The organism is Pantoea sp. sgz302252 (genome assembly GCF_042610525.1).
GTDB lineage: Bacteria > Pseudomonadota > Gammaproteobacteria > Enterobacterales > Enterobacteriaceae > Erwinia.
Genome location: NZ_JBHDVM010000003.1, coordinates 33,833 through 59,967 on the forward strand (window position 1 = coordinate 33,833; position 26,135 = coordinate 59,967).

Annotated in this window: 20 protein-coding genes; 12 read left to right on the forward strand and 8 right to left on the reverse strand. The window is 54.6% G+C overall.

Going from position 1 to position 26,135, the window contains the following annotated elements:
- Positions 1–43 precede the first annotated feature (43 nt).
- Both ACETPC_RS06415 and ACETPC_RS06420 read left to right on the forward strand, forming a co-directional pair.
- On the forward strand, positions 44–1,495 hold the full coding sequence (locus tag ACETPC_RS06415; RefSeq protein ID WP_380179774.1) for an NAD-dependent succinate-semialdehyde dehydrogenase: 1,452 nt from the start codon (positions 44–46) through the stop codon (positions 1,493–1,495).
- Positions 1,496–1,546: 51 nt separating this feature from the next.
- Positions 1,547–1,816 carry a hypothetical protein gene (locus ACETPC_RS06420; protein WP_380179776.1) on the forward strand — a complete coding sequence of 90 codons (270 nt, stop codon included), beginning with the start codon at positions 1,547–1,549 and terminating at the stop codon, positions 1,814–1,816.
- Positions 1,817–1,887: 71 nt separating this feature from the next.
- Here ACETPC_RS06420 and yhcN (ACETPC_RS06425) read toward each other — a convergent pair whose 3' ends face one another.
- The 3 genes from yhcN (ACETPC_RS06425) to argR form a co-directional block, all read right to left on the reverse strand.
- Entirely contained in the window at positions 1,888–2,157 is a 270-nt protein-coding gene (gene yhcN, locus ACETPC_RS06425) for a peroxide/acid stress response protein YhcN (protein WP_380179778.1), read from the reverse strand.
- A 98-nt stretch (positions 2,158–2,255) separates the two neighbouring features.
- Positions 2,256–2,519 (reverse strand): peroxide/acid stress response protein YhcN, encoded by a 264-nt coding sequence (gene yhcN, locus ACETPC_RS06430; RefSeq protein ID WP_380179780.1) that lies wholly within the window; start codon positions 2,517–2,519, stop codon positions 2,256–2,258.
- A gap of 408 nt (positions 2,520–2,927) precedes the next feature.
- A complete protein-coding gene (gene argR, locus ACETPC_RS06435) occupies positions 2,928–3,398 on the reverse strand; it encodes a transcriptional regulator ArgR (protein ID WP_380179782.1) in 471 nt (156 codons plus the stop codon).
- 418 nt (positions 3,399–3,816) lie between these two features.
- Between argR and mdh the strand changes: the two genes are divergently transcribed.
- Entirely contained in the window at positions 3,817–4,752 is a 936-nt protein-coding gene (gene mdh / locus ACETPC_RS06440; protein WP_380179784.1) for a malate dehydrogenase, read from the forward strand.
- 61 nt (positions 4,753–4,813) lie between these two features.
- Here mdh and degS read toward each other — a convergent pair whose 3' ends face one another.
- From degS to zapG, 3 genes are all read right to left on the reverse strand, one after another.
- Positions 4,814–5,872, reverse strand: a complete 1,059-nt coding sequence (gene degS / locus ACETPC_RS06445) for an outer membrane-stress sensor serine endopeptidase DegS (protein ID WP_380179786.1) — start codon at positions 5,870–5,872, stop codon at positions 4,814–4,816.
- 77 nt (positions 5,873–5,949) lie between these two features.
- The gene (degQ, locus tag ACETPC_RS06450; protein WP_380179788.1) at positions 5,950–7,308 is read right to left on the reverse strand and encodes a serine endoprotease DegQ; all 1,359 of its coding nucleotides are present in this window, start codon (positions 7,306–7,308) and stop codon (positions 5,950–5,952) included.
- Between the two features lie 292 nt (positions 7,309–7,600).
- Complete coding sequence (gene zapG, locus ACETPC_RS06455; protein WP_380179790.1) at positions 7,601–8,005, reverse strand: Z-ring associated protein ZapG; 405 nt, start codon at positions 8,003–8,005, stop codon at positions 7,601–7,603.
- A 184-nt stretch (positions 8,006–8,189) separates the two neighbouring features.
- Here zapG and zapE point away from each other — a divergent pair, with 184 nt between their 5' ends.
- From zapE to ACETPC_RS06490, 7 genes are all read left to right on the forward strand, one after another.
- A complete protein-coding gene (zapE, locus tag ACETPC_RS06460) occupies positions 8,190–9,317 on the forward strand; it encodes a cell division protein ZapE (protein WP_380179792.1) in 1,128 nt (375 codons plus the stop codon).
- A gap of 244 nt (positions 9,318–9,561) precedes the next feature.
- Positions 9,562–9,990 (forward strand): 50S ribosomal protein L13, encoded by a 429-nt coding sequence (rplM, locus tag ACETPC_RS06465; RefSeq protein WP_125287073.1) that lies wholly within the window; start codon positions 9,562–9,564, stop codon positions 9,988–9,990.
- Between the two features lie 15 nt (positions 9,991–10,005).
- Positions 10,006–10,398, forward strand: a complete 393-nt coding sequence (gene rpsI, locus ACETPC_RS06470; RefSeq protein WP_125287074.1) for a 30S ribosomal protein S9 — start codon at positions 10,006–10,008, stop codon at positions 10,396–10,398.
- Positions 10,399–10,695: 297 nt separating this feature from the next.
- Complete coding sequence (gene sspA, locus ACETPC_RS06475) at positions 10,696–11,337, forward strand: stringent starvation protein SspA (protein WP_336141426.1); 642 nt, start codon at positions 10,696–10,698, stop codon at positions 11,335–11,337.
- A 1-nt stretch (position 11,338) separates the two neighbouring features.
- A complete protein-coding gene (gene sspB / locus ACETPC_RS06480) occupies positions 11,339–11,833 on the forward strand; it encodes a ClpXP protease specificity-enhancing factor (RefSeq protein WP_380179795.1) in 495 nt (164 codons plus the stop codon).
- A gap of 379 nt (positions 11,834–12,212) precedes the next feature.
- Complete coding sequence (locus tag ACETPC_RS06485; protein WP_380179798.1) at positions 12,213–13,148, forward strand: glycosyltransferase; 936 nt, start codon at positions 12,213–12,215, stop codon at positions 13,146–13,148.
- The gene (locus tag ACETPC_RS06490; protein WP_380179800.1) at positions 13,114–13,755 is read left to right on the forward strand and encodes an acyltransferase; all 642 of its coding nucleotides are present in this window, start codon (positions 13,114–13,116) and stop codon (positions 13,753–13,755) included. The genes ACETPC_RS06485 and ACETPC_RS06490 overlap by 35 nt, the downstream gene beginning before the upstream one ends.
- Before the next feature lie 37 nt (positions 13,756–13,792).
- Here the strand turns inward: ACETPC_RS06490 and ACETPC_RS06495 are convergent, their stop codons facing one another.
- Positions 13,793–15,550, reverse strand: coding sequence for a sulfite reductase subunit alpha (locus ACETPC_RS06495; protein WP_380179802.1), 1,758 nt, complete (start codon positions 15,548–15,550; stop codon positions 13,793–13,795).
- A 45-nt stretch (positions 15,551–15,595) separates the two neighbouring features.
- Positions 15,596–21,121 carry a glutamate synthase-related protein gene (locus tag ACETPC_RS06500; protein WP_380179804.1) on the reverse strand — a complete coding sequence of 1,842 codons (5,526 nt, stop codon included), beginning with the start codon at positions 21,119–21,121 and terminating at the stop codon, positions 15,596–15,598.
- A 1,079-nt stretch (positions 21,122–22,200) separates the two neighbouring features.
- On the opposite strand from ACETPC_RS06500, the gene arcB reads away from it, so the two are divergent.
- On the forward strand, positions 22,201–24,534 hold the full coding sequence (gene arcB / locus ACETPC_RS06505; protein ID WP_380179806.1) for an aerobic respiration two-component sensor histidine kinase ArcB: 2,334 nt from the start codon (positions 22,201–22,203) through the stop codon (positions 24,532–24,534).
- Positions 24,535–25,408: 874 nt separating this feature from the next.
- The gene (gene mtgA, locus ACETPC_RS06510) at positions 25,409–26,128 is read left to right on the forward strand and encodes a monofunctional biosynthetic peptidoglycan transglycosylase (RefSeq protein ID WP_380179808.1); all 720 of its coding nucleotides are present in this window, start codon (positions 25,409–25,411) and stop codon (positions 26,126–26,128) included.
- The last annotated feature ends 7 nt before the right edge of the window (positions 26,129–26,135 follow it).

The following is a 26,135-nucleotide window of genomic DNA, read 5'->3' on the forward strand; positions in this document are numbered from 1 at the left end:
GCCATCTATACTTATCCCAACGGCAAACCCATGGGAGAAAAGTATGAGCAATCCGCTTCAGGACAACGACTTATTTCAGAACGGCTTTTTTATCGACGGCCAGTGGCAACAGAGCGATGCAACCTTCGAGGTACTAAACCCGGCTACCGGGGAAGTCATTACTCAGGTAGCGCGTGCCGGTAAGACTGAAACACAACGGGCCATTGCCGCCGCAGAAAAAGCCTTTCCCGCCTGGCGTGCCAAAACCGCCAAAGAGCGCAGCGAAATCCTTTATCGCTGGTATCAGCTAATCATTGAAAACAAAGCCTGGCTGGGCAAGCTGATGACGGCAGAGCAGGGCAAACCTGTGAAAGAAGCGGAAGGCGAAGTTGAGTACGCCGCCAGCTTTATTCAGTGGTTTGCCGAACAGGCAAAACGCGCCAATGGCGAAATCATTCCTCCGGCTAAGCCAGGCTCGCGCATTCTTGCCACCCGTGAACCTGTTGGCGTGGTTGCCGCTATCACGCCCTGGAACTTCCCGATGGCGATGCTGACGCGCAAGCTTGGCCCGGCGCTGGCCGCAGGCTGCACCGGCATTATCAAACCGGCCAACAATACGCCGCTGTCGGCTTTTGCGCTGGTGGCGCTGGCGAAAAAAGCGGGCGTACCTGATGGCGTGCTCAACGCAGTTGCGGGCGATACCAAAGCAATTAGCGAAGCCATTATGGCCAGTTCTGCGGTGAGAAAGATTTCGTTCACCGGCTCCACTCAAGTCGGCAAGCTGCTGATGCGCAACGCGGCGGAGACGATGAAAAAAGTCTCCATGGAACTGGGCGGCAACGCGCCCTATATCGTTTTTGAAGATGCAGATATTGATGCCGCAGTAAAAGGCGCTATCGCTAATAAATTTCGTAATGCAGGCCAGGTTTGCGTCAGCGTTAACCGCTTCTACATTCACAACAGCGTCTACGATCGCTTCGTCAATCAGCTGGCAGAAGAAGTCAGCAAGCTGAAGGTAGGTAACGGCATAGAAGAGGGTGTCGTGGTCGGGCCGCTGATCGAAGCTTCCGCCGTGGATAAAGTAGAAGAGCACGTTAAGGATGCTAAAGCTAAAGGCGGCAAAATCGTGGCGGGCGGCGACCGTCATGCGCTGGGCGGCAATTTCTGGCAGCCGACGGTCATAGCGGAAGCCAACGAGAGCATGAAGCTGGCGAAGGAGGAGACCTTTGGCCCGGTCGCCGCCTGTTTCCGTTTTGACAGCGAAGAAGAAGTTATCCGCCGCGCTAATGACACCGAATTCGGTTTGGCCGCCTACTTTTACACGCGCGATGTGCAGCGTATCTTCCGCGTTTCAGCGGCGCTGGAGAGCGGCATGATTGGCATCAACGAATGCGCGGTTTCCACCGAGCTGGCGCCTTTCGGCGGCGTGAAAGAGTCGGGCCTGGGCCGCGAAGGTTCGGTGTTGGGCCTGGAAGAATTTTTAGAGGTCAAAGCCCTGCATATCGGGGGACTGTAACGCTTCGGGCGGCCGCGCGTCGCCCGACCGTTTTCCAGTGGAGCGGCCAGTATGAGAACAGAAATTTTTGATTTTAATGAAATCGTAGACCAGGCACATTTCTTTCGGCAATTCAGCGATCGCTTTGCGCTGGGCGACAGGCTCATTACGGATCTGGACAGCCTGTGGGACGTTATCAACGAAAAGTCGCTGCCGCTGCCGCTGGAAATCGCCTTTATTAACCTTGGAACCGGTCAGAGGCGGCGCTATGGCGCGTTGATTTTGCTGTTTGACGAAGCGGAAGAAGAGCTGGAAGGAGCGCTGCGCTTTAACCTGCGCTGAAGACAAAAAAGGCCCCGGGGAACGGGGCCAAAGGGTTCGTCATAAAGCCGTCAGAATACGGCGACGAGGAATTATTTATAGAGTTCGGCGGTAGCGTGATAGTTGCCGTTGTTATAGGCCTCAATTACCCGATAAGACTTCGCGCCCTGCTCGTCGGCTTTCTGTGAAAGCTGCTGACGGATGGTAGTTGGCGCGCCATCAATACCGCTAACGCTAATGGTGCCCATAGACTGCAGATTTTCGTTGGCGACCTGCTGATCGGTTACCAGGTTAGCGGCGTTCGCGCCGAAAGAGAGAACGGAAGCGAGGCTTAGTGCAGCGAGAGTGAAGGTCGTTTTCATAACAGATGCTCCGAATGTAGGGCGATAACCGAAAGGGCTAAAAAGCTTTTTTTATTCTTGGGGTTATCGTCAGAGTTAAGGTTCGTTGTTGCTTGCGATTACTTATACAGCTCGGCCGTTGCATGATAGTTGCCATTCATATAGGCCTCTACCACGCGATAGGCTTTAGCGCCCTGTGCGTCCGCTTTCTGTGCCAGCTGGGCGTTAATATCCATTGGCGATGCGCTGACGCCGCTAACGCTTACGGTACCCACAGACTGCATATTTTGCGCCTGCTCTGCGTTAACAGCATCTGCGGCAAAAGCGCCGAAAGAGAGCATAGAAAGCAGGCTAAGGGCAGCGATGGACGTTTTTACGTTCATAATATTTTTCCTCGTCATTATTTTTATCGGCTTATTAGTGTGATTCACATCACGAAAACAAGTATAGATCTGCTAACGTAAAAAATTAATAGCATGCTAATAATTTTTTGTTGGGACACTTAAGCATTTAACCACCTTTTAATAACGTTAAGTTATAAAAAGAGGCGATTCGTTGTGCAGTGCTGGTTAAAGGTTCGTAAAAACAGCAGGATAGGCGAATTTAACTATCTGTGCGCTTATTTGCGACAGATCACGCTATGAGACCGCTGTCCTAAAAAACAGAAGGCCAACAGAAATTCGAATAAGCAGGATATTATGCTAATTTTATGGCGGGCGTAACGGACAAAATAAAGCGCCGAGGAATATCGGCGCTAAAAAACAGGGAGTTACTGGCGTAAAACCGGAAGCTTACAGTTCCTGCTCAAATAATTTCAGCACGGAATCGCGAAGATCTCTGATAGTGACATGGCGCGCCGGCGTAATAAAAATCGTATCGTCGCCCGCAATTGTGCCCAAAATACCTTCTGGTTTACCCAGTGAATCCAGCATCCTGGCGATCAGCTGCGCCGCGCCGGGGCTGGTATGAATAACAATCAACGCATCATTATGGTCGATATCCAGCACCAGGTTTTTTAGCGGGCTGCTGGTGGTCGGCACGCCAAGCTCGGCGGGCAGGCAGTAAACCATCTCCATTTTGGCGTTACGCGTGCGCACGGCGCCAAAGCGAGTCAACATGCGCGATACCTTGGACTGGTTGATGTTATCAAAGCCCTGTTCCTGAAGCGCAGCGACAATCTCGCCCTGTGAGCTGAATTTTTCTTCTTTTAATAAGGCCTTAAACGCCTTAATTAAATCTTCTTGTTTTGATGGATTACGCATAAGTGATCGCTAAAAGTCGCCAGGGAGTGCCCAATCGGGGGAAGCCGCTATTATGCAATTTATTGCATTTTTATGCAAACAGAGTGGCTTTGAGGGCGTCGGTTCATTGCCGGTTAGGGGAAAATTTCCATGAAAAATTCGCCATATTGCCTGCCGTCGCGCACAATAAGTGAACAAGTTGTTATAAAATTGATAGTGTTTAGATAAGGATTACTGGCGTAGCGTACGCCGATCGCGCTGTCTGCGGCGACGAAGGGCTATTCTGGCATAATGCGGTGAGTTTTCATCGTGTTATCCTGTATTATGCGCCGTCGTGCAAAGGAGGGTAAATGCTATCGCTCAGGCATCGCAGGTTATCTATGTTTATAGCTAAATGAATTCCCGGCAATTCCCCCCTCAAAATAATAAGGAGTTTAGGATGAAAGTCGCAGTTCTCGGCGCAGCAGGCGGCATCGGCCAGGCCCTCGCTCTTCTGCTTAAAACCCAGCTTCCGGCAGGATCAGAACTCTCACTTTATGACATCGCTCCCGTTACGCCCGGCGTGGCGGTCGATCTCAGCCATATTCCTACGGCGGTAAAAATCAAAGGCTTCAGCGGCGAAGACGCGACGCCTGCGTTACAGGGGGCTGACGTTGTCCTGATTTCCGCGGGCGTGGCGCGCAAGCCCGGTATGGATCGCGCCGACCTTTTCAATGTTAATGCAGGCATCGTGCGTAATCTGATTGAGCAGGTAGCCGCTACCTGTCCGAAAGCCCTGATCGGCATCATTACTAATCCGGTAAACACAACCGTAGCTATTGCCGCGCAGGTACTGAAAAAAGCAGGCGTCTACGACAAGAACAAACTCTTTGGCGTGACCACGCTGGATATCATCCGCTCCAATACTTTTGTCGCCGAACTGAAAGGCAAAGATCCGGCCGCGCTTAACGTGCCGGTTATCGGCGGCCATTCCGGCGTCACTATCCTGCCGCTGTTGTCGCAGGTACCGGGCGTAAGCTTCACGGAGCAGGAGGTCGCTGACCTGACTAAACGTATCCAGAATGCGGGTACGGAAGTAGTCGAGGCGAAAGCAGGTGGCGGATCCGCTACGCTGTCGATGGGCCAGGCCGCCGCGAAATTTGGTCTGTCGCTGGTGCGCGCGTTGCAGGGCGAAAGCAACGTAGTGGAATGCGCCTATGTGGAAGGCGATGGCGCTCATGCCCGCTTCTTCGCACAGCCGCTGCTGCTGGGGAAAAACGGCGTTGAAGAGCGCAAACCGATCGGCACTCTGAGCGCATTTGAAGAGCAGGCGCTGCAAAGCATGCTGGAAACGCTAAAAAAAGATATTGCTCAGGGCGAAGAGTTTGTGAAGTAATTCGCAACAGACCGCAGGTTTTTATGCGCCTTAAGGGCCAGCTATCGCTGGCCCTTGTGTTTTAGCTGCCAGGGTATTCCAGCACGGTAATCGGCAGCGTCATTTTGCGATCGTTACGCAAAATATCCACATCAATCACGGTACCTGGCCGTATTTCCGCAACCTGGTCCATTGTCTCCAGCGCTGAAACCGCGGGCTTATGGTTGACGCGGGTAATCACATCGTTCACCTGCAAGCCTGCTTTCGCCGCCGGGCCGCCCTGCGCCACGTTGGTGACAACTATGCCCTGAATATGATCGATACTGCCGTTCTGGCCGTGCATCTGCGGAATCTCACGCCCGCTAATGCCGATAAACCCGCGAATAACCCGGCCGTCGCGGATCAGCTTATCCATGATTTTGGCTGCCAGCGCGGTAGGGATAGCAAAGCCGATTCCTTCTGGCGTCTCACCGTCGTTGCTTTTATCAAACGACAGCGTATTAATGCCCATCAGCTCGCCCAGCGAGTTAATCAGCGCGCCGCCGGAGTTGCCTTTGTTGATAGAGGCATCGGTTTGCAGGAAGTTTTGATAGCGCGAAGGGCTGAGACCGACGCGCCCGGTAGCGCTGATAATGCCCTGCGTCACCGTCTGGCCAATGTTGTAAGGGTTGCCTATCGCCATCACCAGATCGCCAATATGGGCCACCCGTTTGGTATTAATCGGAATAACCGGCAGACCGGAAGCGGTAATTTTCAGCACGGCGAGATCGGTCAGGCTGTCTGAGCCAACCAGCATGGCCTCGAAAATACGTCCGTCCTGTAAGGCCACGATAATCTGGTCGGCATCGTTAATGACATGCTTATTAGTCAGAATATAGCCACGGCCATCCATGATCACGCCCGAGCCCAGGGTACGGATCTCCAGATTATGGGCCGACGCGTTGGCGCTGCGATTGTAGACATTCACCACCGCAGGCGCTGCCCGGCGGACGGCAGCGTTATAGCTGACCGGTGCCTCGCTGGCACCCTCATTTTGCAGGCTGAAAAAATCATTGCCGATGCGCAGCGCGGGCAGCGCGACCAGCAGCAGGCCCGCTACAACCAGGCCAAGAAGCACTGAACGCAAAAGTTTAGGAAACATGGCTTTAACTGATGAATAAATGGACGTGGGGCAGGATAACATGAGTCGGGCGGACGCGCAGGTGTCCGCCCGAATTTTTAACGTAAAAGCAGGTAGATACTTTCGTCGTTGCGGATAATATTCAGTGCCAGCAGCGCAGGTTTAGCTGCCAGCTGCTTGCGCAACTCCGCCAGGTTTTCCACGCGTGCACGGTTAAGCCCAACGATCACGTCGCCTTTTTGCAGGCCGAACTGTGCGGCAGGCGTGCCTTTATCGACGTTGTCTACGCTGACGCCTTTGCTGCCGTCTTTCGCCGCGCCATCGCTTAACGTCGCGCCCTGTAGGGCAGGATTCAGCAGCTCGGTGCTGGCAGTTTGGGTGCTGTTATCCAGCTTCACGGTGAGCGTCTGCGGCTTGCCGTCGCGCAGCAGGCCTACTTTCACCTCTTTGCCCGGCGCGGTAGTACCGATTTTCACACGCAGCGCGGCAAAACTCTCGACCGGCTTACCATCCAGAGAGGTAATAATATCGCCCGCTTTAATGCCGGCTTTTGCCGCTGCGGAACCCGGCAGCACTTCATTGACGAAGGCGCCGTGCTGCACCTCGACGTTAAAGGCTTTCGCCATCTCCGCCGTCATCTCCGTGCCTTTAATGCCGAGCTGGCCGCGCTTGACCTCGCCGAACTCGATCAGCTGCTGCGCCAGATTCATCGCCATATTGCCGGGGATAGCAAAACCAATGCCGATATTGCCGCCTGCGGACGAGAGAATAGCGGTGTTAATGCCGATCAGCTCGCCGTTAAGATTGACCAGCGCGCCGCCGGAGTTGCCGCGGTTGATGGCTGCATCGGTCTGGATAAAGTTCTCCAGCCCTTCCAGATTCAGGCCGCTGCGGCCCAAAGCCGACACTATACCGGACGTCGCCGTTTGCCCCAGCCCGAACGGGTTGCCAATCGCCACGGCGAAGTCGCCTACCTTCAACTGGTCAGAATCCGCAACCTTGATTTGCGTCAGGCCCTTGGCGCCGCTGACCTGAATCAATGCAATATCGGTCTGTTCGTCATGGCCAATTAATTTAGCGTCAAATTCACGCCCGTCGCTGAGCTGCACGCTGATTTTATCCGCGCCGTTTACGACATGGTTATTGGTCAGCACATAGCCTTTTTCGGCGTTAATCACCACGCCGGAAGCCAGGCCCTCAAAAGGCTGGGTGCTATCTTCGCCCTGGTCTTCCTGGCCGAAAAAGCGCTTCAGCTGCTCGGGAATTTCCTGCGTTTGCGTCGGCTGCGTGCCCGTTACGTGGACGCTGACCACCGCAGGCAGCACCTTTTCCAGCATAGGCGCCAGGCTGGGTACCGGCTGCCCCTGAACCTGTACCGGCAGCGTGGCCTGCGCCGCTGGCGCCAGGCTCATGCCGATACTCAGGGCTAACGCGCTCAACAGTAATGATTTTTTCATCGCTATAAGGCTCGCAAAAAAGGGATAAGAGATCCGGGACGAGGCCGGGACACAGCATTCAGAATAGTAAAAAGGGGCGGTCAACGCCCCTTCAGACTGCTAACAAACGTGAAGCGATGGAGGGCCAGTGGCTGGAGCAAAGCATTACGGGCCATGGACGACCCGTACTGAGCTGCCACGGAGGGCGATTTTTGCGTCTTTGCGGAAGACACAGGCCCTCGTGAGCCTCCACCGGCATACTCGTCATCAACCTCAAGGGGCGGTCAACGCCCCTTATCAACAATGAAGAAACTTATTTCTTGTGCGTGGCTTGTTCGCCGCGCAGCAGGCCGGTTGCGCTATCAGGATAGTCGCGCGGCATCTGTACCGGCACCTGATCGTTATCTGCTTCCGATTCGGTCAGCTGATAAGCAAACGGATTTTTCTCGCCGGGCAGGTTCGGCAGCAAATCGTTAGAGCCTTTAGCCATATGCTGATAGAGCTGGCGGTAGTCGCGTGCCATGTTATCCAGCAGCTCGGCGCTCTGGGCGAAGTGGCTGGTCAGCTCTTCCCGATAATCGGCCAGTTCGGCTTTGGTTTTTTCCAGTTCATACTGCTGGCTACGCTGCTCCCGCAGCTTTTTGTTGCCAAAACGCATCGCCAGCGCACCAATAATGATGCCAACCACCAAACCAATAAGCGCGTATTCCCAGGTCATATTAACTCCCGTGTTGTCTACATCGTTCCGTAAAACTTCTGGCCTGACGCCAGACCGTTAACAGCCACTATAACCGCTAATCTCATGGAAGTGGAATCCTGCGGCCGCATCGCTTAGTGTAGAACGGCCTTTTTTTCGACAATCAATCACCTGACGCACCGAATATTTCAGGGAATGGGAATCTATGCAAACGAAGTCTCCTCTTGCGCTTTATCACCAGGCGCTGGAAAACGGCGAGTATCGGCCTGACGATATCCAGCGAGAAGCTATCACCCGCCTGGATGGGATTTATCAAGCGCTGAGCCAGCGCGAACCCGTCGCCGAATCGCCAGGCAAAGGGCTGTTCGGCAAGCTGAAAAAGCTCACGGGAAAAGGCAAAAACGAAGCGCAGACGCCTGCACGCGGCCTCTACATGTGGGGCGGCGTAGGGCGGGGCAAAACCTGGCTGATGGATATGTTTTTTCAGGCAATTCCTGGCGAACGCAAGCAGCGGCTGCACTTTCACCGCTTTATGCTGCGCGTACATGAAGAGCTGACCGGATTGCAGGGACAGAGCGATCCTCTGCAAATAGTGGCCGATCGCTTCAAAAGCGAAACCGATCTGCTCTGCTTCGATGAATTTTTTGTCTCCGATATCACTGACGCCATGCTGTTGGGTACGCTGATGGAGGCGCTGTTCGCCAGAGGCATCACGCTGGTTGCCACTTCCAATATTCCGCCGGATGAACTCTACCGCAATGGCCTACAGCGCGCGCGCTTTCTGCCCGCTATCGAAATGATCAAGCAGCATTGCGACATCATGAATGTGGACGCCGGTATCGACTATCGCTTGCGCACGTTAACCTCTGCCCACTTGTGGATGATGCCGCTCAACGACACCACCAGCAAAGAGATGGATCGCATGTTCGTCGCGCTGGCCGGGAAAGATCGCAGCGATAAGCCCGTGCTCGAGATTAACCACCGTCAGCTGCCCACCTTAGGCGTGGCGGAAGGCGTAGTAGCGATGGATTTCCTGACGCTATGCGGCGAGGGGCGTAGCCAGCACGACTATATAGAGTTGTCACGCCGCTTTCACAGCGTGCTGCTGTTTAACGTGCCGGTGATGATTTACAAAACAGAAGACCAGGCAAGACGTTTTCTGGCGCTGGTAGATGAGTTTTACGAACGGCATGTTAAGCTGGTAGTCTCGGCAGAGGCCACTCTGCACGAGATTTACCAGGGCGCGCGGCTGAAGTTTGAATATCAGCGCTGCGTCTCACGCCTGCAGGAGATGCAAAGCGAAGAGTACCTTCGCCTGCCGCATTTACCCTGAGGCGTTAAATTTCCGGACGTCGGGAAGCATTTTATTGTAAAAAGGGGTCGCGCTTTGCAGGCGACTTCTCTATAATCTTGCGACCCCACGTTACAGCAAAGGTTTTTTTCCCAAAACTCTTTGTGTACCAGTAACGCTATCCGAGGGGGTGGCTTGCTGGTCGAGATGGTCGTGTGAGCCTCAACCGTTTATCTAAGCGTTTGGGATTTCACCAACGTGTAACTTAATTTGGGTAAGCTTTTAGATGAAAACTTTTACAGCTAAACCAGAATCCGTCCAACGTGACTGGTATGTTGTTGACGCAACGGGCAAAACTTTAGGTCGTTTAGCGACTGAACTGGCTCGTCGTCTGCGCGGTAAGCATAAAGCGGAATACACTCCGCACGTAGATACCGGTGATTACATTATCGTTCTGAACGCTGACAAAGTTGCTGTAACCGGCAACAAGCGTACCGATAAGATTTACTATCATCACACTGGCCACATCGGTGGTATCAAGCAAGCGACCTTCGAAGAGATGATTGCTCGCCGTCCTGAGCGTGTGATTGAAATCGCGGTTAAAGGCATGCTGCCAAAGGGCCCGCTGGGCCGTGCTATGTACCGTAAACTGAAAGTTTACGCGGGCAACGAGCACAACCATGCGGCACAGCAACCGCAAGTTCTTGACATTTAATCGGGATTACAGGCAATGGCTGAGAATCAAAACTACGGCACTGGTCGCCGCAAAAGCTCTACCGCTCGCGTATTTATCAAGCCGGGCAGTGGTAACATCGTTATCAACCAGCGTTCTCTGGAACAGTACTTCGGTCGCGAAACTGCCCGCATGGTAGTTCGTCAGCCGCTGGAGCTGCTGGATCTGGTTGGTAAATTCGATCTGTACGTCACCGTTAAAGGTGGTGGTATTTCTGGTCAGGCTGGTGCGATCCGTCACGGTATCACCCGCGCTCTGATGGAATACGACGAGTCCCTGCGTGGCGAACTGCGTAAAGCAGGCTTCGTTACCCGTGACGCGCGTCAGGTTGAACGTAAGAAAGTCGGCCTGCGTAAAGCACGTCGTCGTCCACAGTTCTCCAAGCGTTAATTTGTTCTGCTTCGGCAGAATCGATTATCGAAAAACCCGCCGCTGGCGGGTTTTTTCTTGTCTGTTTTTCGGCCTGGCTCCGAAAAACGCCACGGGTTCTGTCATTTTCCCGTCAAATCTCTATTCCCGCCCCACAAGCTGGCTAAAATCTGGTAAACTGAGTGACACTTTGTGCCCATTAGCCGGGCGGCTATACTGACCAGGGGTCGTTCGGGTCTGGCCGCTGGCGTATTTAGCAGCCTGGTCGCCGCGTGGCGGGCTTGCGCAGTAATTTTCTGGATAAACTTGGAGGTTTACATGGCTGTCGCTGCCAACAAACGTTCGGTAATGACGCTGTTTTCTGGTCCGACTGACATTTTTAGCCATCAGGTGCGTATCGTGCTGGCGGAAAAAGGTGTCAGCGTAGAGATCGAGCAGGTAGAAATGGATAGCCTGCCCCAGGATCTGATTGACCTCAATCCGTACCGTACCGTGCCAACGTTAGTGGATCGTGAACTGACGCTGTATGAATCACGCATCATTATGGAATACCTTGACGAGCGTTTCCCGCATCCGCCGCTGATGCCGGTTTATCCGGTTGCGCGCGGCGAAAGCCGCCTGATGATGCATCGCGTCGAGCAGGACTGGTATAGCCTGATGCGTAAAGTAGAAAACGGCACGGCGCAGGAAGCGGAAGCCGCGCGCAAACAGCTGCGCGAAGAGCTGCTGGCGATTGCACCGCTTTTCTCCCGCACGCCTTTCTTTATGAGCGAAGAGTTCAGCCTGGTCGACTGCTACCTGGCGCCGCTGCTGTGGCGTCTGCCGCAGCTGGGCATTGAGCTGATCGGTGCTGGTTCAAAAGAGCTGAAAGGCTATATGACGCGCGTATTTGAACGTGACTCTTTCCTGGCTTCCCTGACGGAAGCGGAACGGGAAATGCGCCTGCATACGCGGGGCTGATATGGAAATGTCGCAACTTACCGCACGTCGTCCCTATCTGCTCAGGGCTTTCTACGACTGGCTGCTGGACAACCAGCTGACGCCGCACCTGGTGGTGGATATCAACCTGCCCGGCGTGCTGGTGCCGCTGGAGTATGCCCGGGACGGCCAGATCGTGCTGAACATCGCGCCGCGCGCCGTGGGCAACCTGGAGCTGGGCAACGATGAAGTCACTTTCAACGCCCGTTTTGGCGGCGTGCCTCGTCAGGTAACGGTGCCGCTGGCGGCCGTTATGGCGATCTACGCCCGTGAAAACGGTGCGGGCACCATGTTCGAGCCGGAGCCGGTTTACGAAGAGGCGGGTGAATATAACCCGGCTACGGCAACACCGGAAGCGCCGGAAACCATGATGTCGGTGATTGATGGCGATCGTCCGGACGACAGCGGCCAGGACGACGACGGCAACGATGAGCCACCGCCTCGTGGCGGTCGCCCGGCGCTGCGCGTGGTAAAATAGCGCTCGCTTAAATCTCTAAACGGCTCCCTTCCGGGCGCCGTTTTTTTTGCCTGCGACTTTACTTAACCAGCCCTGACGCTAAAAAATAGCCCGGGTGAAGTTTAGGCTATTTTTGAATATTCTTAATGATGCCAATTGCATTTTATTTTATCTGATATTTATTAATGCTTTTTCCTATGGTTTTAAATTAAAAGAATAAATATTTATTTTTTTAATCCATTCTGGAAAGTTATTTTCACTGCGTTCGCTATTAATTGACATTAATCAAACAATAACAATAAAGCCAACCCTGGAAACGTTAATTTCATTGAACAGCTAAATAAAAATAATTAATGTCTCTGTTTTTAACATGAATGCAAACCCTGCCGGAAGATGAAAAATGACAGAGAACGGGCTGAAGGAAATAGCAATAAGCGTGGTCATTCCTACCTATAATCGCAAAGCGCTGCTGGAGAAAACGCTACGGGCGCTGGCGCAGCAAACGCTGGCGAAAAGCGAATTCGAGGTTATTGTGGTGGATGACGGCGGCGAAGATGACTCAGAGGCGCTGTGCCGTGACTACCTGAACGAGCTGAATATTCGCTATTACTGGCAGCCCGACCGGGGATTCAGGGCAGGCAAGGCGCGCAATATCGGCATTACCGCGGCGGAAGGCAGCTATATAGTGCTGGTGGATGCCGGCGTTTTGTTGCACCAGCACGCGCTGGCCAGGCATCTGCATACTCATCGGGACAGCCAGTTTCCGGTCGTCTGCATCGGCTACGTTTACGGCTTTGAAATGCCCGATGCCATGCTGGATAACCTGAACGTTTTTATCAATCCCAATGATGTCGCCGCCTCGGTACGCTATTTTCAGGAAATGAACGCCCAGGATATACGGCAAAGCCAGTATGATGAATTCGGTTATAATATTTCTGCCTGGCCTGCGCCTTTCGATATTTTCTGGACATGCCACGTTTCGGCGGAAAAAAATGCGCTGCTACAGGCAGGCCTTTTTGATGAAGCCTTTAACGGCTGGGGCGGCGAGGATGTCGATCTCGGCGTGCGGCTTTTTTTGCAGCATAATCGTTTTGTCGTAAATAAAATCATCTGTTCTATTCATTGTCCGCATCAAAAACACATAGCTGACCATAAACACGAGTCAGAAAATGCCGGTAAAAAAATTCACCATAAATATCAACTATGGCAAACAGCTTTTTACGGCTGCGATCTCGGCGAAAGTAAATTTTCGTTGAACAAAGTTATTCGCTGCTGCGCCGATCAAAACAGGGACGAGAACCATGCCTTTATACGAAAATATCTCTATCAGCCCTGAGCAAGCCGTTTTCCGACACTGCGTTACGCTGGCTAAAAATGTCAATTTTTCCGGTGAGCCGGATATCACGCTGACCTGGGTAAAAGATCCGGGCTATCAGCAGGACTATATCGACCTGATGGATTTTCCCCGCTGCATTACCATCGGCCAGGGCGCTTACCTGGAATCGCTGGACCGGCTGGCCTTTCACTGTGGCCGCCTCAAGCTGACCATAGTAAAGCGTAACGCTATGCAGGCAGGGAAAATTGCTATAGGCAGCCGATGCGTACTGCAGGGCACGGCTATCGTGGCCTATGAAAGCGTGGTCATTGAGGATAGCGTAGTATTCGGCCCGAACGTTACCGTGATGGACAGCAGCGGTCATCCCCTGACCAACAGAGGCGCCGATGACGAGGCATCACGAATCACCGCCAGGCCGGTGTTGATTAAAGAACAGAGCTGGATAGGCATGAACGCGATCGTTCTTCCCGGCGTCACTATCGGCCGGCACGCCGTGGTCGGCGCAGGCAGCGTGGTCAGAACAGATATTCCCGATTTTGCGATAGCTGCAGGAAACCCTGCCATGGTGGTTAAATACTGTGATGCGCCAGGGGACCATAAAGAATAGCGAAAAGCGCCGTCGGCGAAAGCCGACGGCGTTAGCATTAGTAAACGTCGCGCAGGTAGCGTTTCTCTTTCTTCAGCTGATCGACATAGTCTGCCGCACGCTCTGCCGAAAGGCCGCCAAACTGGGCAATCACCTCGTACAAGGCTTTATCCACATCTTTCGCCATACGCGATGCATCGCCGCAGACGTAGAAGTAAGCCCCTTCCTGCAGCCAGGCATACAGCTCGGCGCCTTGTTCCATCATGCGGTTTTGCACGTAAATCTTTTTCGCCTGATCGCGAGAGAAAGCCAGGTCCAGACGGTTCAGCAGGCCGCTTTCCTGCCAGCCCAGCAGCTCGTCGCGGTAGATAAAGTCATGCTCAAGGCGCTGGTCGCCGAAGAACAGCCAGTTTTTGCCTTTGGCGCCGGTGGCCTCACGCTCCTGCAAAAAGGCGCGGAAGGGCGCGATGCCGGTACCTGGCCCGATCATGATCAGCGGCGCGTTATTATCGGCAGGCACGCGGAAAGCCTTGTTAGGCGAAATAAAAATTGCTGGCTTTTCGCCACGGCCTACGCGCTCCGCCAGGTAAGTTGAGCAGACGCCGTTACGTGCGCGACCAGCGCTGTGATAGCGCACGGAAGCGATAGTCAGATGCACCTGATTCGGATGCGCCTTCGAGCTGGAGGAGATAGAGTAGGCGCGGTGTTGCAGAGGACGCAGCAGCGCCACGAACTCGGAAATGCTCAGCGTACGCGCCAGCTCAAGCTGCAGCAGATCCAGCGAATCTTTGCCCCACAGCCAGACGCCCATCGCGTCTTTATCGTCATGCTGCAGCACATGGCGCAGCTCCTGGTTGGTGGTGTTCTGGCCTACCCACTCAATCAGCTTGCGTGAAGGCTCAGAGATCTCGAACTGGTAAGTCAGCAGATCGCCCAGGCTGCGGTCGTAGCCGGAAACCGGCGTATCATAGTCCGCTTTCAGCTGTGTCAGCAGCAGATTAACCAGCGTCGGATCGTTAACCGGGATGACGCCCAGCGCATCGCCCGCTTCATACTTCAGGCCGCTGTCGGTGAGATCGAACTCATAGTGACGAATATCTTTTTCAGAATCCGGGCCGGAGAGGCGTTTATTGGTGACCAGCGCCGCCGCGTAAGGATTCTGTTTATTGCTACCTGGAATAACTGGCGCTTCCGGCCGGTTTTCCAGCGCCTTGCCGCTACTGCCCGCGCTGGCGGCGAACTGCGGCATAGAGGCATTCAGCCACTGCTGCGAAGGTTCTTCATAATCGATATCGCAGTCGATGCGATCCGCCAGGCGTTTTGCACCCAGCTGCTCCAGACGCATATCGATAAATTTACCCGCCTGGCAGAAACCGTCGTAGCCGGTATCGCCGATGGCCAGTACGGCAAAGTTCATCTGCTCAAGGCGCGGCGCGGTGCTGGCAGAGATCGCCTGCCAGAATAGCTGGGCGTTGTCCGGCATTTCACCTTCGCCATAGGTGGAGGTAATGACCAGAACATGGCGCATAGAGGCAAAAACATTGATATCTACTTCACCCAGCGCCTGTACTACCGGCACCAGCCCGCTGTCGCGCGCGGCTTTCGCTGCGCTCTGCGCCAGTGCTTCTGCATTGCCGGTCTGCGAGCCGAACAGAATATGCAGTTGCGTAGTGGCTGCCGCACCGGTGCCGCTTTCGCTCTGCGGGCGTTCTTCCAGCACCAGCAGACGTGAATGTAACCCGGCAAGAAAGCCCGCCAGCCAGTATTTCTGCTCGCCGTTAAACGGCGCGTCTTCAGGAATGTAAGGAATTTTCATCAGTTTTCTGTACTCGATCCGTCATCTCTAAACATGAGCCGGGCGTCAGGAAAGTTTCCCGACGGCAGCAGCGATCTCCGGCAGCGCGGCGCGGGCGAACAGCTCTTCGAAATCCGGCAGTCCTCCCAGCACTTCGCGGTTGCGCGCGTCCTGATAAATAATCCAGCCATAAGTCGCCAGGCTGTCCATTGCGCGGATGTTGCGCTGCGTCAGCGCCGCTTTGTAATCCGCCATGCGTTTCGCGGCGATCAGACAGGCCAGCTCATCGTCGCTATAGTTCTCAATTGCCGAGCGCGCGTGGCGCTGTAGCTTGCTGACCAGCGCAAAATCTTCCGTCATCAGCAGATTGCGCACCGCTTTTTCTACGGCGGCATTATCCACCGAAGTGCCTTTTGGCAGGCGAGAGAGCGCCAGCTGCTGGGCAAAACTAAGCACGGTATAGTTGTTCAGCAGCACAAACATCTCTGGCGTGTCGGTCGCGCCATAAGCGGGCACCGCGCCGTTAGCGATGGTCGATTTGTTGCGCCAGGCCGCTTTAAACTTCGCTACCTGATGAGCCGCCATAGCGGTGGAAAGCTCCTCCAGCAGATCCTTGCGCGCTTTCGCTTTCAGGATCTCTTTGCCATCCTGGTAAAGCAGCAGCGAGCGCGGCATTACGTAGACAAAGTGCTGGCATTCGCTTTCCCAGTGCTCCAGCAGCCAGGCGGCGCGTGGTGAAGCAGTGGCTTCCAGATGCCATTGCAGCATGCGCAGCACCGCATCTTTATGCGTTCTCGCCATCTCGTCGTTATCGGTGATAGCGCCGAACAGCACGGAATCGCCCGCAGCATGACTGGCCAGTTTGCCGTAAGGGTCATACTGGTAAGCGAAGCCACCGCTCATGCCGTTGCCGAAACCGGTACCGAAGGTGCCGAGGTTCAGCACGGCGCCATTGGTCATATATTCGCAGCAGAAATCGCCGACGCCTTCTACTACAGCAGTAGCGCCGGAGTTACGCACGGCGAAGCGGTCACCGGCCTGGCCCTGTACAAACAGGCGGCCGCCGGTAGCGCCAAACAGCGCGAAGTTGCCGATCAGCACGTTGCCTTCCGCATCCTGCGAACCGCCGCCTGGCGACATCACGATGATTTCGCCGCCGCACTGGCCTTTGCCCACGCCGTCGTTACAGGTGCCGCGATGCTTCAGCTGCATGCCGTCATTGCAGAACACGCCAAAAGACTGGCCAGCGGAACCGAAAGTAGCGACTTTTACCGTTTCCGGCGCCAGATAGTGACGACCACGATCGTCCGCCAGTACGGCAGGCATTGCAGCCAGCTCGTCTTTACTCAGCTTATGGTTCAGCAGACGTTCGATATCGATAGCCAGCTGACCGCCAACGCTCTTGTTGCGGTTGTTCAGCGTTACGCCATTGCCCAGCTCGATGGCGCTTTTCGTTGCCAGCACGCTTTCTGCCTGTTTGATCCAGCCTTCGTCCAGCTCGTAATCTTTCTCCAGGTAAACCGGCTGAGCGATTTTGATTTCCGGCACTACGGTCAGCATAGCGCGCAGATCCAGCTTGCCGACTTCCAGCGGATGATCCATCAGGTGCAGCAGATCGGAACGGCCACGCGCTTCGCGCAGCGAGCGCAGACCCAGACGCGCCAGGATTTCGCGCACTTCGTGAGCGACGTTCATAAAATACTGCGCCAGCTGGCGTGGATCGCCGTCAAAGGCTTCGGCATTGGTAGTCAGGCCCGCCGGGCATTTTACGTTACAGTTTTTCGCCATCACGCACTTCAACATCATCAGCGCGGTAGTGCCGAACTCAAAGCTATCGCTGCCCAGCAGCGCCGATTTCACCACGTCGCTGCCGGTTTGCTGCGCACCCGAGCTACGCAGCAGGACTTTTTCACGCAGGCCATTGGCACACAGCGCCTGGTGCACTTCCGCAATACCGATTTCCGCCACGCGGCCGGTATATTTCAGGCTGGTAACCGAAGCCGCGCCGGTGCCGCCGGTGTTGCCAGCGACGTTAATTACGTCCGCGCCCGCTTTCGCTACGCCAACGGCGATAGTACCGATGCCTTCTGACGAAACCAGCTTGACGATAACCCGCACGCGAGCGGCTTTACAGTCGTGGATAAGCTGCGCCAGATCCTCGATAGAGTAGGTGTCATGGTGCGGTGGCGGAGAGACCAGCTCTACGCCAGGCGTGCCGCCGCGAGCCGCCGCAATCTCCACGGTAACTTTTGCCGCAGGCAGCTGGCCGCCTTCGCCAGGCTTGGCGCCCTGACCGATTTTAATCTCCAGCTCTTCCAGCATCGGATCCGCCAGATAGGCGGCCCAAACGCCGAAACGGCCGGAAGCAAGCTGTTTGATACGCGAGGCGCGAATAGTGCCGTGACGCGAATAGTGCTCGCCGCCTTCGCCGCAGTTGCTCATGCCGCCAACCATATTAGTGCCGTGCGCCACCGCTTCGTGAGCGGGCGCGACCAGAGCGCCGTGGCTCATCGCGCCGGAAGCGAAGGTGCGGGTGATCTCACTGGCTGGCTGTACTTCGCTTAACGGCAGCGAAGGGGAAGTGGTGAACATGCGCGACAGATAATCCGCCGCCTTGCCGGTAGCCATGATTTGCAGGCTGCCCGCCATCACTTCGCCGCTAAGGATCTCGTCGCCGAAGCGACCCTTCAGCGCGCCCAGCAGAGCGGAAAGGCGTTCGATCTCGCTTTTCAGTCCCTGAATGGTATCGGAAAGGCGCAGCGTAAAGCGGCCTTCGCTGCCGTCAGTGGCTTCACACAGCAGCCCGCGCACGGCGAAACCATTGTTGATTAATGAGTAACGGCCCAGCTTGCGGGCAAACTCTGCCTGGCTGTCCACGTGGGTTAAATCTGCCGGGAAAGTCAGGATATCGCGCAGCGCGGCCGGACGGCGCTTACGTTCTTCCTGCATCTGGCTGGAAAACTCACGGTAGTCCGGCGTAATGGTAAAGCTGTCGATAACCTCGTTGGGAATACGCTCGAAGCTGCTGTCGGCAAAGGAGTCCGCTTTAATGCTGAAAGCGTTATCCAGTTTAGCCAGCGTCAGCAGGCGAATAAACTCATCCTCTTCGCGCGGCTTGTTGGCGAAACGTAAAGGCTGCTCCGTCATATCGATAAAGGTACGTACCGCAATGGTGCCGTATGAGTGGCCCGCGCCTTCCGCACGCTCTTTAAACAGACCCAGCAGCGGCACTTCCGCTTCGCCCTGAATTCTCAGCGCGCTCTGGTGCCAGTCCACCGCCATCTGGGCGATAGTGGCAAAGCCTGCGCCGCCCACCGGCGTTTTAATGTTCGGGAAATATTTCTTCAGCACGCGGTCTTCCGTATCCAGGAAGTTCGGCTCGAAGAATTCGCCGCAGCTGTAGCTCTCTACGGTGCAGAGACCCACTTTGCCCATGGTTTTCATCAGGGCCTTTTCTGCCGCTTTGGCGTAGCGCTTAAAGGCCTTATTGCCTTCTTCGCCTTCGCCATATTTATCTTCGGCACGCATCTGCACGCCCAGCGGATAGATAGCGGAAGCGCCAAAGCCCAGCGCGGCGGCGATGTGGTGCGAAGAGATGCTCTGTCCGCTCTCTACTACCAGCGACACGTCCAGACGCAGGCCTTCCTGCACCAGACGCTGGTTAATAGCGGAAACCACCAGCAGCATTGGGATAGCGGCGCGCTCGCTGGAGATATGGCGGTCGGTCAGCACCGCGATGCCGCCCTGTTCGCGGGCGAAATCCACTACCTGCTGCGCCAGAGCATCAATGGCCTTTTCCAGCGCATCGGCATTATCTGCGCGGCTCTGCGCATCGCTGCCTACCACCGGACGATAGAGCATGTCGAAACGCGCGTAAGGCGCCACATCCTGCTCGCGCAGCTGCAACATATCCAGATGCGTCAGGATCGGCGTCGGCACGATAATCTGTCGGCCTTTGCTGCGGCCCAGATGCGGTCGGGCGCCCAGCGCGACACGCAGCGTCATGCCGTCCGCTTCACGAATGGAGTCCAGCGGCGGGTTGGTTACCTGGGCAAAGCGCTGTGAGAAGTAGTGCGCCATGCCGCCTTCATGATCGGAAAGCCCATTGATGGCGTTGCCGTAGCCCATGGCGGAAATTTTTTCCGCGCCGGTGGCCAGCATTGGATCCATCATGAATTTAAAGCTTTCCTGGTTGTAGTAGTAAGCCACAAAGCGCTGCCAGATTTTCAGATCGCCGCTGTAGCGCAGAGGCGAACCTTGCTTCTCCGCAGGCACTACGGGCAATTCGCTCAGCGTTACGCGCGCCTGCGCCAGCAGCGTTGGATAATCTTTCTCTGCCGCCAGTTTCTCCAGCGCCTCAAGCGTGGTGTAGCTGCGCTTTTCGCTGTGATCGTAATAGAGCATGCCGCCAGCTTCGATACGGCCACGGCGCAGCACGCTTTCCGGCGGGAAGGCGATTTGCCCGGCTTCCGACATCGCGCCGATATACTCGGCGGTTTCCACGGAACGTAGCGGACGCAGGCCCAGGCGATCGAGACGCGCGCCGATCACTTCGCCGTTGCCAAAGATCAGCGCAGCCGGGCCATCGTTTTTCTCTTCATACAGCGAAAAATACTCCAGCATGGCGCGGACTTCCGGCGACAGCGTGTCGTCGTTTTCCCAGGCTGGTGGCATCATAGATACCACGGCGTTGATCAGATCGAGGTTATCCTCCATCAGGCGGCTGTGGATACTTTGATCGAGACGCGAGCTGTCTGACTGCCCTTTAGGCCGCACGATCTTTTTACCGCGTGCCTGTGCTAACGCGGCCTCGGCGATACGGTTTTTACGATCGGTGTTCAGCTCGCCGTTGTGCGCCATCAGGCGGAAAGGCTGAGCCATTGTGGTATGCGGATCGGTATTGGTGGAGAAGCGAGTATGGAAAAACAGCCCGCGAACCTGATGATCCGCATCGGTCAGATCTTTAAAGTAAGGGATCACCTCGTTGGAGTTCAGGCGAGCTTTAAAAACCTGAGTGCGCGACGAAAGAGAGAGCGGATAAAGCCCGCCGAATTCGCTTTCGGTAAAGGCGCGCGCTTCGATATCCAGCAGAGCGCGGTAAATGCGCTTCTCAAAAGCATTCTGATCGGCGACATCGGCTGGCGCGTTGAAGATCCACTGCACGATAGGCAGCTGGAACTGAATCGCCGCAGGACGCAGCACGCTGGTATCCAGCGGCATATCGCGCTTAAGGATAACCTCGAGCCCGTGCGCGGCCAGCGTCTCTTCTACCAAACCTTCGGCATTGGCGCGTAGCGCTGCGTCTTTCGGCACAAAAAAGTTGCCGACGCCGAAACGGCCCAAATTCAGCGGCGCGCCGGTGATCTTACGGAAAAAGTGCAGTGAGATATCGACGTTTACGCCAGCGCCGTCGCCCACGCCTTCGGCCGACATGCCGCCGCGATGGGGCACGGTGCAGAGCGCGCTATGCGCCATCTGAAGAATTTCATGGGTCTGCTCGCCGTCCTTACGGGTAATGAAACCGACGCCGCAGCTGTCGTTTTCTTTCGATGGGTCATACAGACCATAGGGAAACGCTTTTGGATTGGACATGGCAGACCTCCTGACTTCTTTGACATTACCTACATTGTTTCAGGCACAGAATGCGATGGAGAGGACTCCCCTGGCTCTGTATCATTTTTTTCCTGACTGCTTAAATAAGCGGGCGACTGTGCGCCGGGCTCTTTTCTTCAGATCGTACTGAAGGAGGCTGCTCGTTGTTTTCCGGGTCTCTGAGGAGATAGCCTGGGGAGTCTTCTTGCTGCATAGATATGCCGAGACACTGGCCCGTCAGGAACGCTTCCAGCGAAAATCCAACTTATCGGGAAAGCGAACTCAGGTCAAATAGCGCGCTTAACGGAGCTTTATGGGGTTCTTTATGAATTAACCTTCTGATTATTAAGCTTTTGTGACGATTTTTTCTGCCTGAACTTTCACCCGGTAAACCCCATGAAGTGTGAGCTGTCTCACTGTAGTGCAGGCTGCAAATCTCTGCACCATGCTGGTGCCGGAAAGATTATTAGCGGATTATGCTGGGAAAACGGCGTTAATTATTGAATGCGACTGTTTTTCAGCATGATGCTTATTTGAATTAAACCGGCCGTTGTCATTAGTAAAATTAATCAGCCTTGTATTGATTAAAGAATCATTTAATATGAATGTTTATTCTGCTGGAGTAGAGCGGGATCCCGGCCGAAAGCCCATATCGCCATGAATTTTCAACTGTGCCACGCAGTTGCAGCGAAAACGGGCAGATAAGATTATGCATCCGCTGAAAAGACGCTTTCCCTGTAATAACTTGTACCGCATGGCGGCATTTTCCGTTGGCGACCGCCTTTTTCATACAGCGCACAAACCTTATCCCACGCGGCTTTCGTGGATCTTATTTTAAATCAGGGAGTGGCCAAAGCCTTTAAGCCGCGCTATCTGCTATTTCGCCGAAAAACCTCTCGTTTATCGCGTAAGGTAAAAAGAGTTTTAACATCCAGCCTTGCGTAAGCTGCTGACATGCGTAAGTAATCACTTTCTTTATATACTGCACCGAACCGGTGCAGAGCCGTCTGCAAGTCGCCATCTTGGTCTTTTACGCTTTTACGGTATGATTGACTTTACCGCTCTGCAAGGGATCTTTTATGAAACAAATTCGTCTGTTAGCCCAGTATTACGTCGATTTAATGGTGAAACTGGGGCTGGTGCGTTTTTCTCTGCTGCTGGCTTCAGCGCTGGTGGTGCTGGCGATGATCGTGCAGATGGCGGTCACTATGGTGCTGCGTGGCCATGTGGAAAGCATTGATATGGTTCGCTCGGTTTTTTTTGGCCTGCTGATTACGCCCTGGGCGGTCTATTTTCTTTCGGTGGTGGTAGAACAGCTTGAGGAGTCCCGACAGCGCCTCTCGCGTCTGGTAGACAAGCTGGAAGAGATGCGTCATCGCGATCTTGAGCTAAATCAGCAGATGAAAGAGAACATTACCCAGCTCAACCAGGAAATCGCCGACCGCATCAAAGCAGAGAAAGCGCGTCTCCAGGCGATGGAAAAGCTGACGGAAGAGATGGCCAGGCGCGAGCAGGCGCAAATCGAGCTGGAGCAGCAATCTTCTTTCCTGCGCTCGTTTCTGGATGCTTCGCCCGATTTGGTCTTCTACCGCAATATCGACCAGCAGTTCTCCGGCTGCAACCGGGCGATGGAGCTACTGACAGGCAAAAGCGAAAAACAGCTGATCGGCCTGACGCCGCACGACGTCTACGATCGCGATGCCGCGACCAAGGTACTGGAAACAGACGAAAAAGTTTTCCGCCATAATGTCTCGCTGACCTACGAGCAGTGGCTGCAATACCCGGATGGCCGCAAGGCCTGTTTTGAAATCCGCAAGGTGCCCTATTATGACCGCGTTGGCAAACGCAGCGGACTGATGGGCTTTGGACGCGATATAACGGAGCGTAAGCGCTATCAGGACGCTTTAGAGAACGCCAGCAGGGAAAAGACCACATTTATCTCTACTATCAGCCACGAGCTTCGTACGCCGCTTAATGGCATTGTTGGCCTGAGCCGCATTTTGCTCGACACCGAACTCAACGCGGAACAGCTGAAATACCTGAAAACGATTCACGTCTCGGCCATCACTCTGGGCAATATCTTTAACGACGTCATCGAAATGGACAAAATCGAGCGTCGCAAAGTGCAGCTGGATAACCAGCCGGTCGATTTCACCGGCTTCCTGGCCGATCTGGAAAACCTCTCCGGCCTGCTGGCGGAGCCAAAAGGGCTGAAATTCGTACTGGAGTGCCAGCCGCCGCTTCCTCACAAAATTATCGCCGACGGCACGCGCCTGCGGCAGATTCTGTGGAATCTAATCGGCAACGCAGTGAAATTTACCCAGCGAGGCAGCATCATCGTGCGGGTGGCGTATCAGGGAGAAGATTGCCTGCGCTTTGAGGTTGAAGATTCCGGCATGGGCATCCCTCAGGACGAGCAGGATAAAATCTTCGCCATGTATTATCAGGTCAAAGATCAGCATGGCGGTAAGCCTGCGACCGGCACGGGCATAGGTCTGGCGGTTTCCCGTCGCCTGGCACAGAGCATGGGCGGCGATATCAGCGTTCGCAGCGCGCCAGGCAAAGGCTCCTGCTTCACGCTGACCGTCAGTGCCCCTCGTATCGATATCCAGCATGAGGACGAGCAGCCTGCGGACGATATGCCGCTGCCAGCGCTGCACGTGCTGCTGGTGGAGGATATTGAACTGAACGTGGTGGTCGCCCGCTCGGTGCTCGAAAAGCTGGGCAACAGCGTGGAAGTGGCGATGACGGGCGCAGAGGCCCTGGCGATGTTCGAGCCTGAAGAGTTCGATCTGGTGCTGCTGGATATTCAGCTACCGGATATGACCGGCCTGGACGTGGCGCGAGAGATCCATCAGCGCTACGGTAAACAGCATCTGCCGCCGCTGGTGGCGCTGACCGCCAACGTGCTGAAAGACAAAAAAGAGTATCTGGACGCCGGTATGGACGATGTGCTGAGCAAACCGCTGGCGGTGCCGGCCTTGACCGCGGTTATTCAGAAATACTGGGACTATCAGGAGACGGACAGCGAGCAGGAGCAGGAAGCCAATGCCGAAGCGCCTGTGCTGCTGGATGTCGCTATGCTTGAACAGTATATCGAGCTGGTCGGCCCACAGCTGATCGAGCAGAGCCTGGAAATGTTTGAGCAGATGATGCCAGGCTATCTGGAAGTGCTGGATTTAAACATGACCGCCCGCGATCAAAAAGGAATTGCGGAAGAAGGGCACAAGATTAAAGGCGCGGCGGGTTCGGTCGGACTGGTGCATTTGCAGCAGCTGGCGAAACAGATACAGAGCCCTGAGCTGCCGGCATGGTGGGATAACGTGCAGGAGTGGATCGACGAGTTGAAGCAGGAATGGCGTAAAGACGTGGCCGTACTGCGGGAATGGGTAGCTAAGGCCCAAAAAAAATGACCCCGACCGAGGCCGGGGTGCGCGAATACTGCGCCAACACCAGGGAAACTGGTCGCCCACGCGATTCTTAAAGTAAGAGTCTCAACGCGAAGGCGCGGTATTGGATAAAACGCTCAGCAACTACCTTAGCAAAACTCGCATCACATGTTACAAGATTCATTAAAATCTGTGATGTTGAACAGCGTTCCCGAACAGAAAACATTAATTTGATGATACAGTCAAGCACGGAATGAATTTATTCGCGATATTGCGCGTTTTTTGCACAATTGTACCAGTTTTTGTCCGGTTTAGATTAACGTCTCGTAGTAACCGGTTCCACCGATCGCTAGCGCTAATGCTAAAAGAATTTGGCCCCGATTGGCAAATATTTAACTCCATGTAAAACATGTTTTTTTTGTGAGATTGCCATCTCTATATTGCAACAGGCCAGAACCGGAGTAATAAAACGCGCTTTGAAAGGATTTAACAATTAATCTACCAATTCTATTAACATTTAGCCTGTTAAACGCGCCCATTTCCTGACCTGGGCGAAAAAGCGCAATCGGCTGCATTCTTCACCTGAAAAGGGCTGAGAAATTAAAATCACAAAAGCTAACTTATGGAATTTATAAGGAGTATGAATGTATAACCTGAGGTTTTATCCGTGAGCCATCATGATTAATAATTCACCGTTACAGGTTCGTTTCAGTGATGGAACCGATTCCTTATGCGCGGAAGTGATTGAAGGTGCTGGGGCATTTACAAAATGATACAGGATGTAAGCGTATGCAAACGCTTACACTCAGAGGGGCCTGGAGCGGGTTTTATCGACTTTGCAGGCCGGGTATAAAGGATAAAATGACGAGAATTCATAAGATCACCATGGAATATATTTATGAGTCAGCGTAGGAAAACAGTCTGGCAGCGTCTGAAGTCCTGGCTGGCACGGGCAGCGATCGGCGTTGTCGGCCTTTGGGTGGCGGGCATCCTGCTTTTTGCCTTTTTACCGCTGCCTTTTTCTGCCGTTATGGTGGAAAAACAGATCGGCGCCTGGCTAAGCGGCGATTTTCGTTACGTCGCCCATTCAGACTGGGTAGAGATGAAAGAGATCGCGCCCTGGATGCCGCTGGCGGTCATCGCTTCGGAAGACCAAAAATTTCCAACCCACTGGGGATTCGACGTACAGGCTATTCAGTCGGTGCTGGACAGCGAAGGCGGACGCATGCGTGGCGCCTCCACGCTTTCGCAGCAGACCGCAAAAAACGTTTTCTTATGGGATGGCCGCAGCTGGATACGTAAAGGGCTGGAAGCGGGCCTGACGGTGGCTATTGAAACCGTCTGGAGCAAGCGTCGTATCCTGACAGTATATCTGAACGTCGCGGAATTCGGCGAAGGTGTATTTGGCGTGGAAGAAGCCTCGCAGCGCTATTTTCATAAACCAGCCAGTCGCCTGACGATGGCGGAAGCGGCTTTGTTAGCTGCGGTGCTGCCGAATCCGATCCGCTTTCGCGCCGATGCGCCATCGCCTTATGTGCGTCAACGACAACAGTGGATTTTACGGCAGATGCGCCAGTTGGGCGGAGAAAGCTTCCTGAGAGCGCACAGGCTGTATTAAAAGGAGC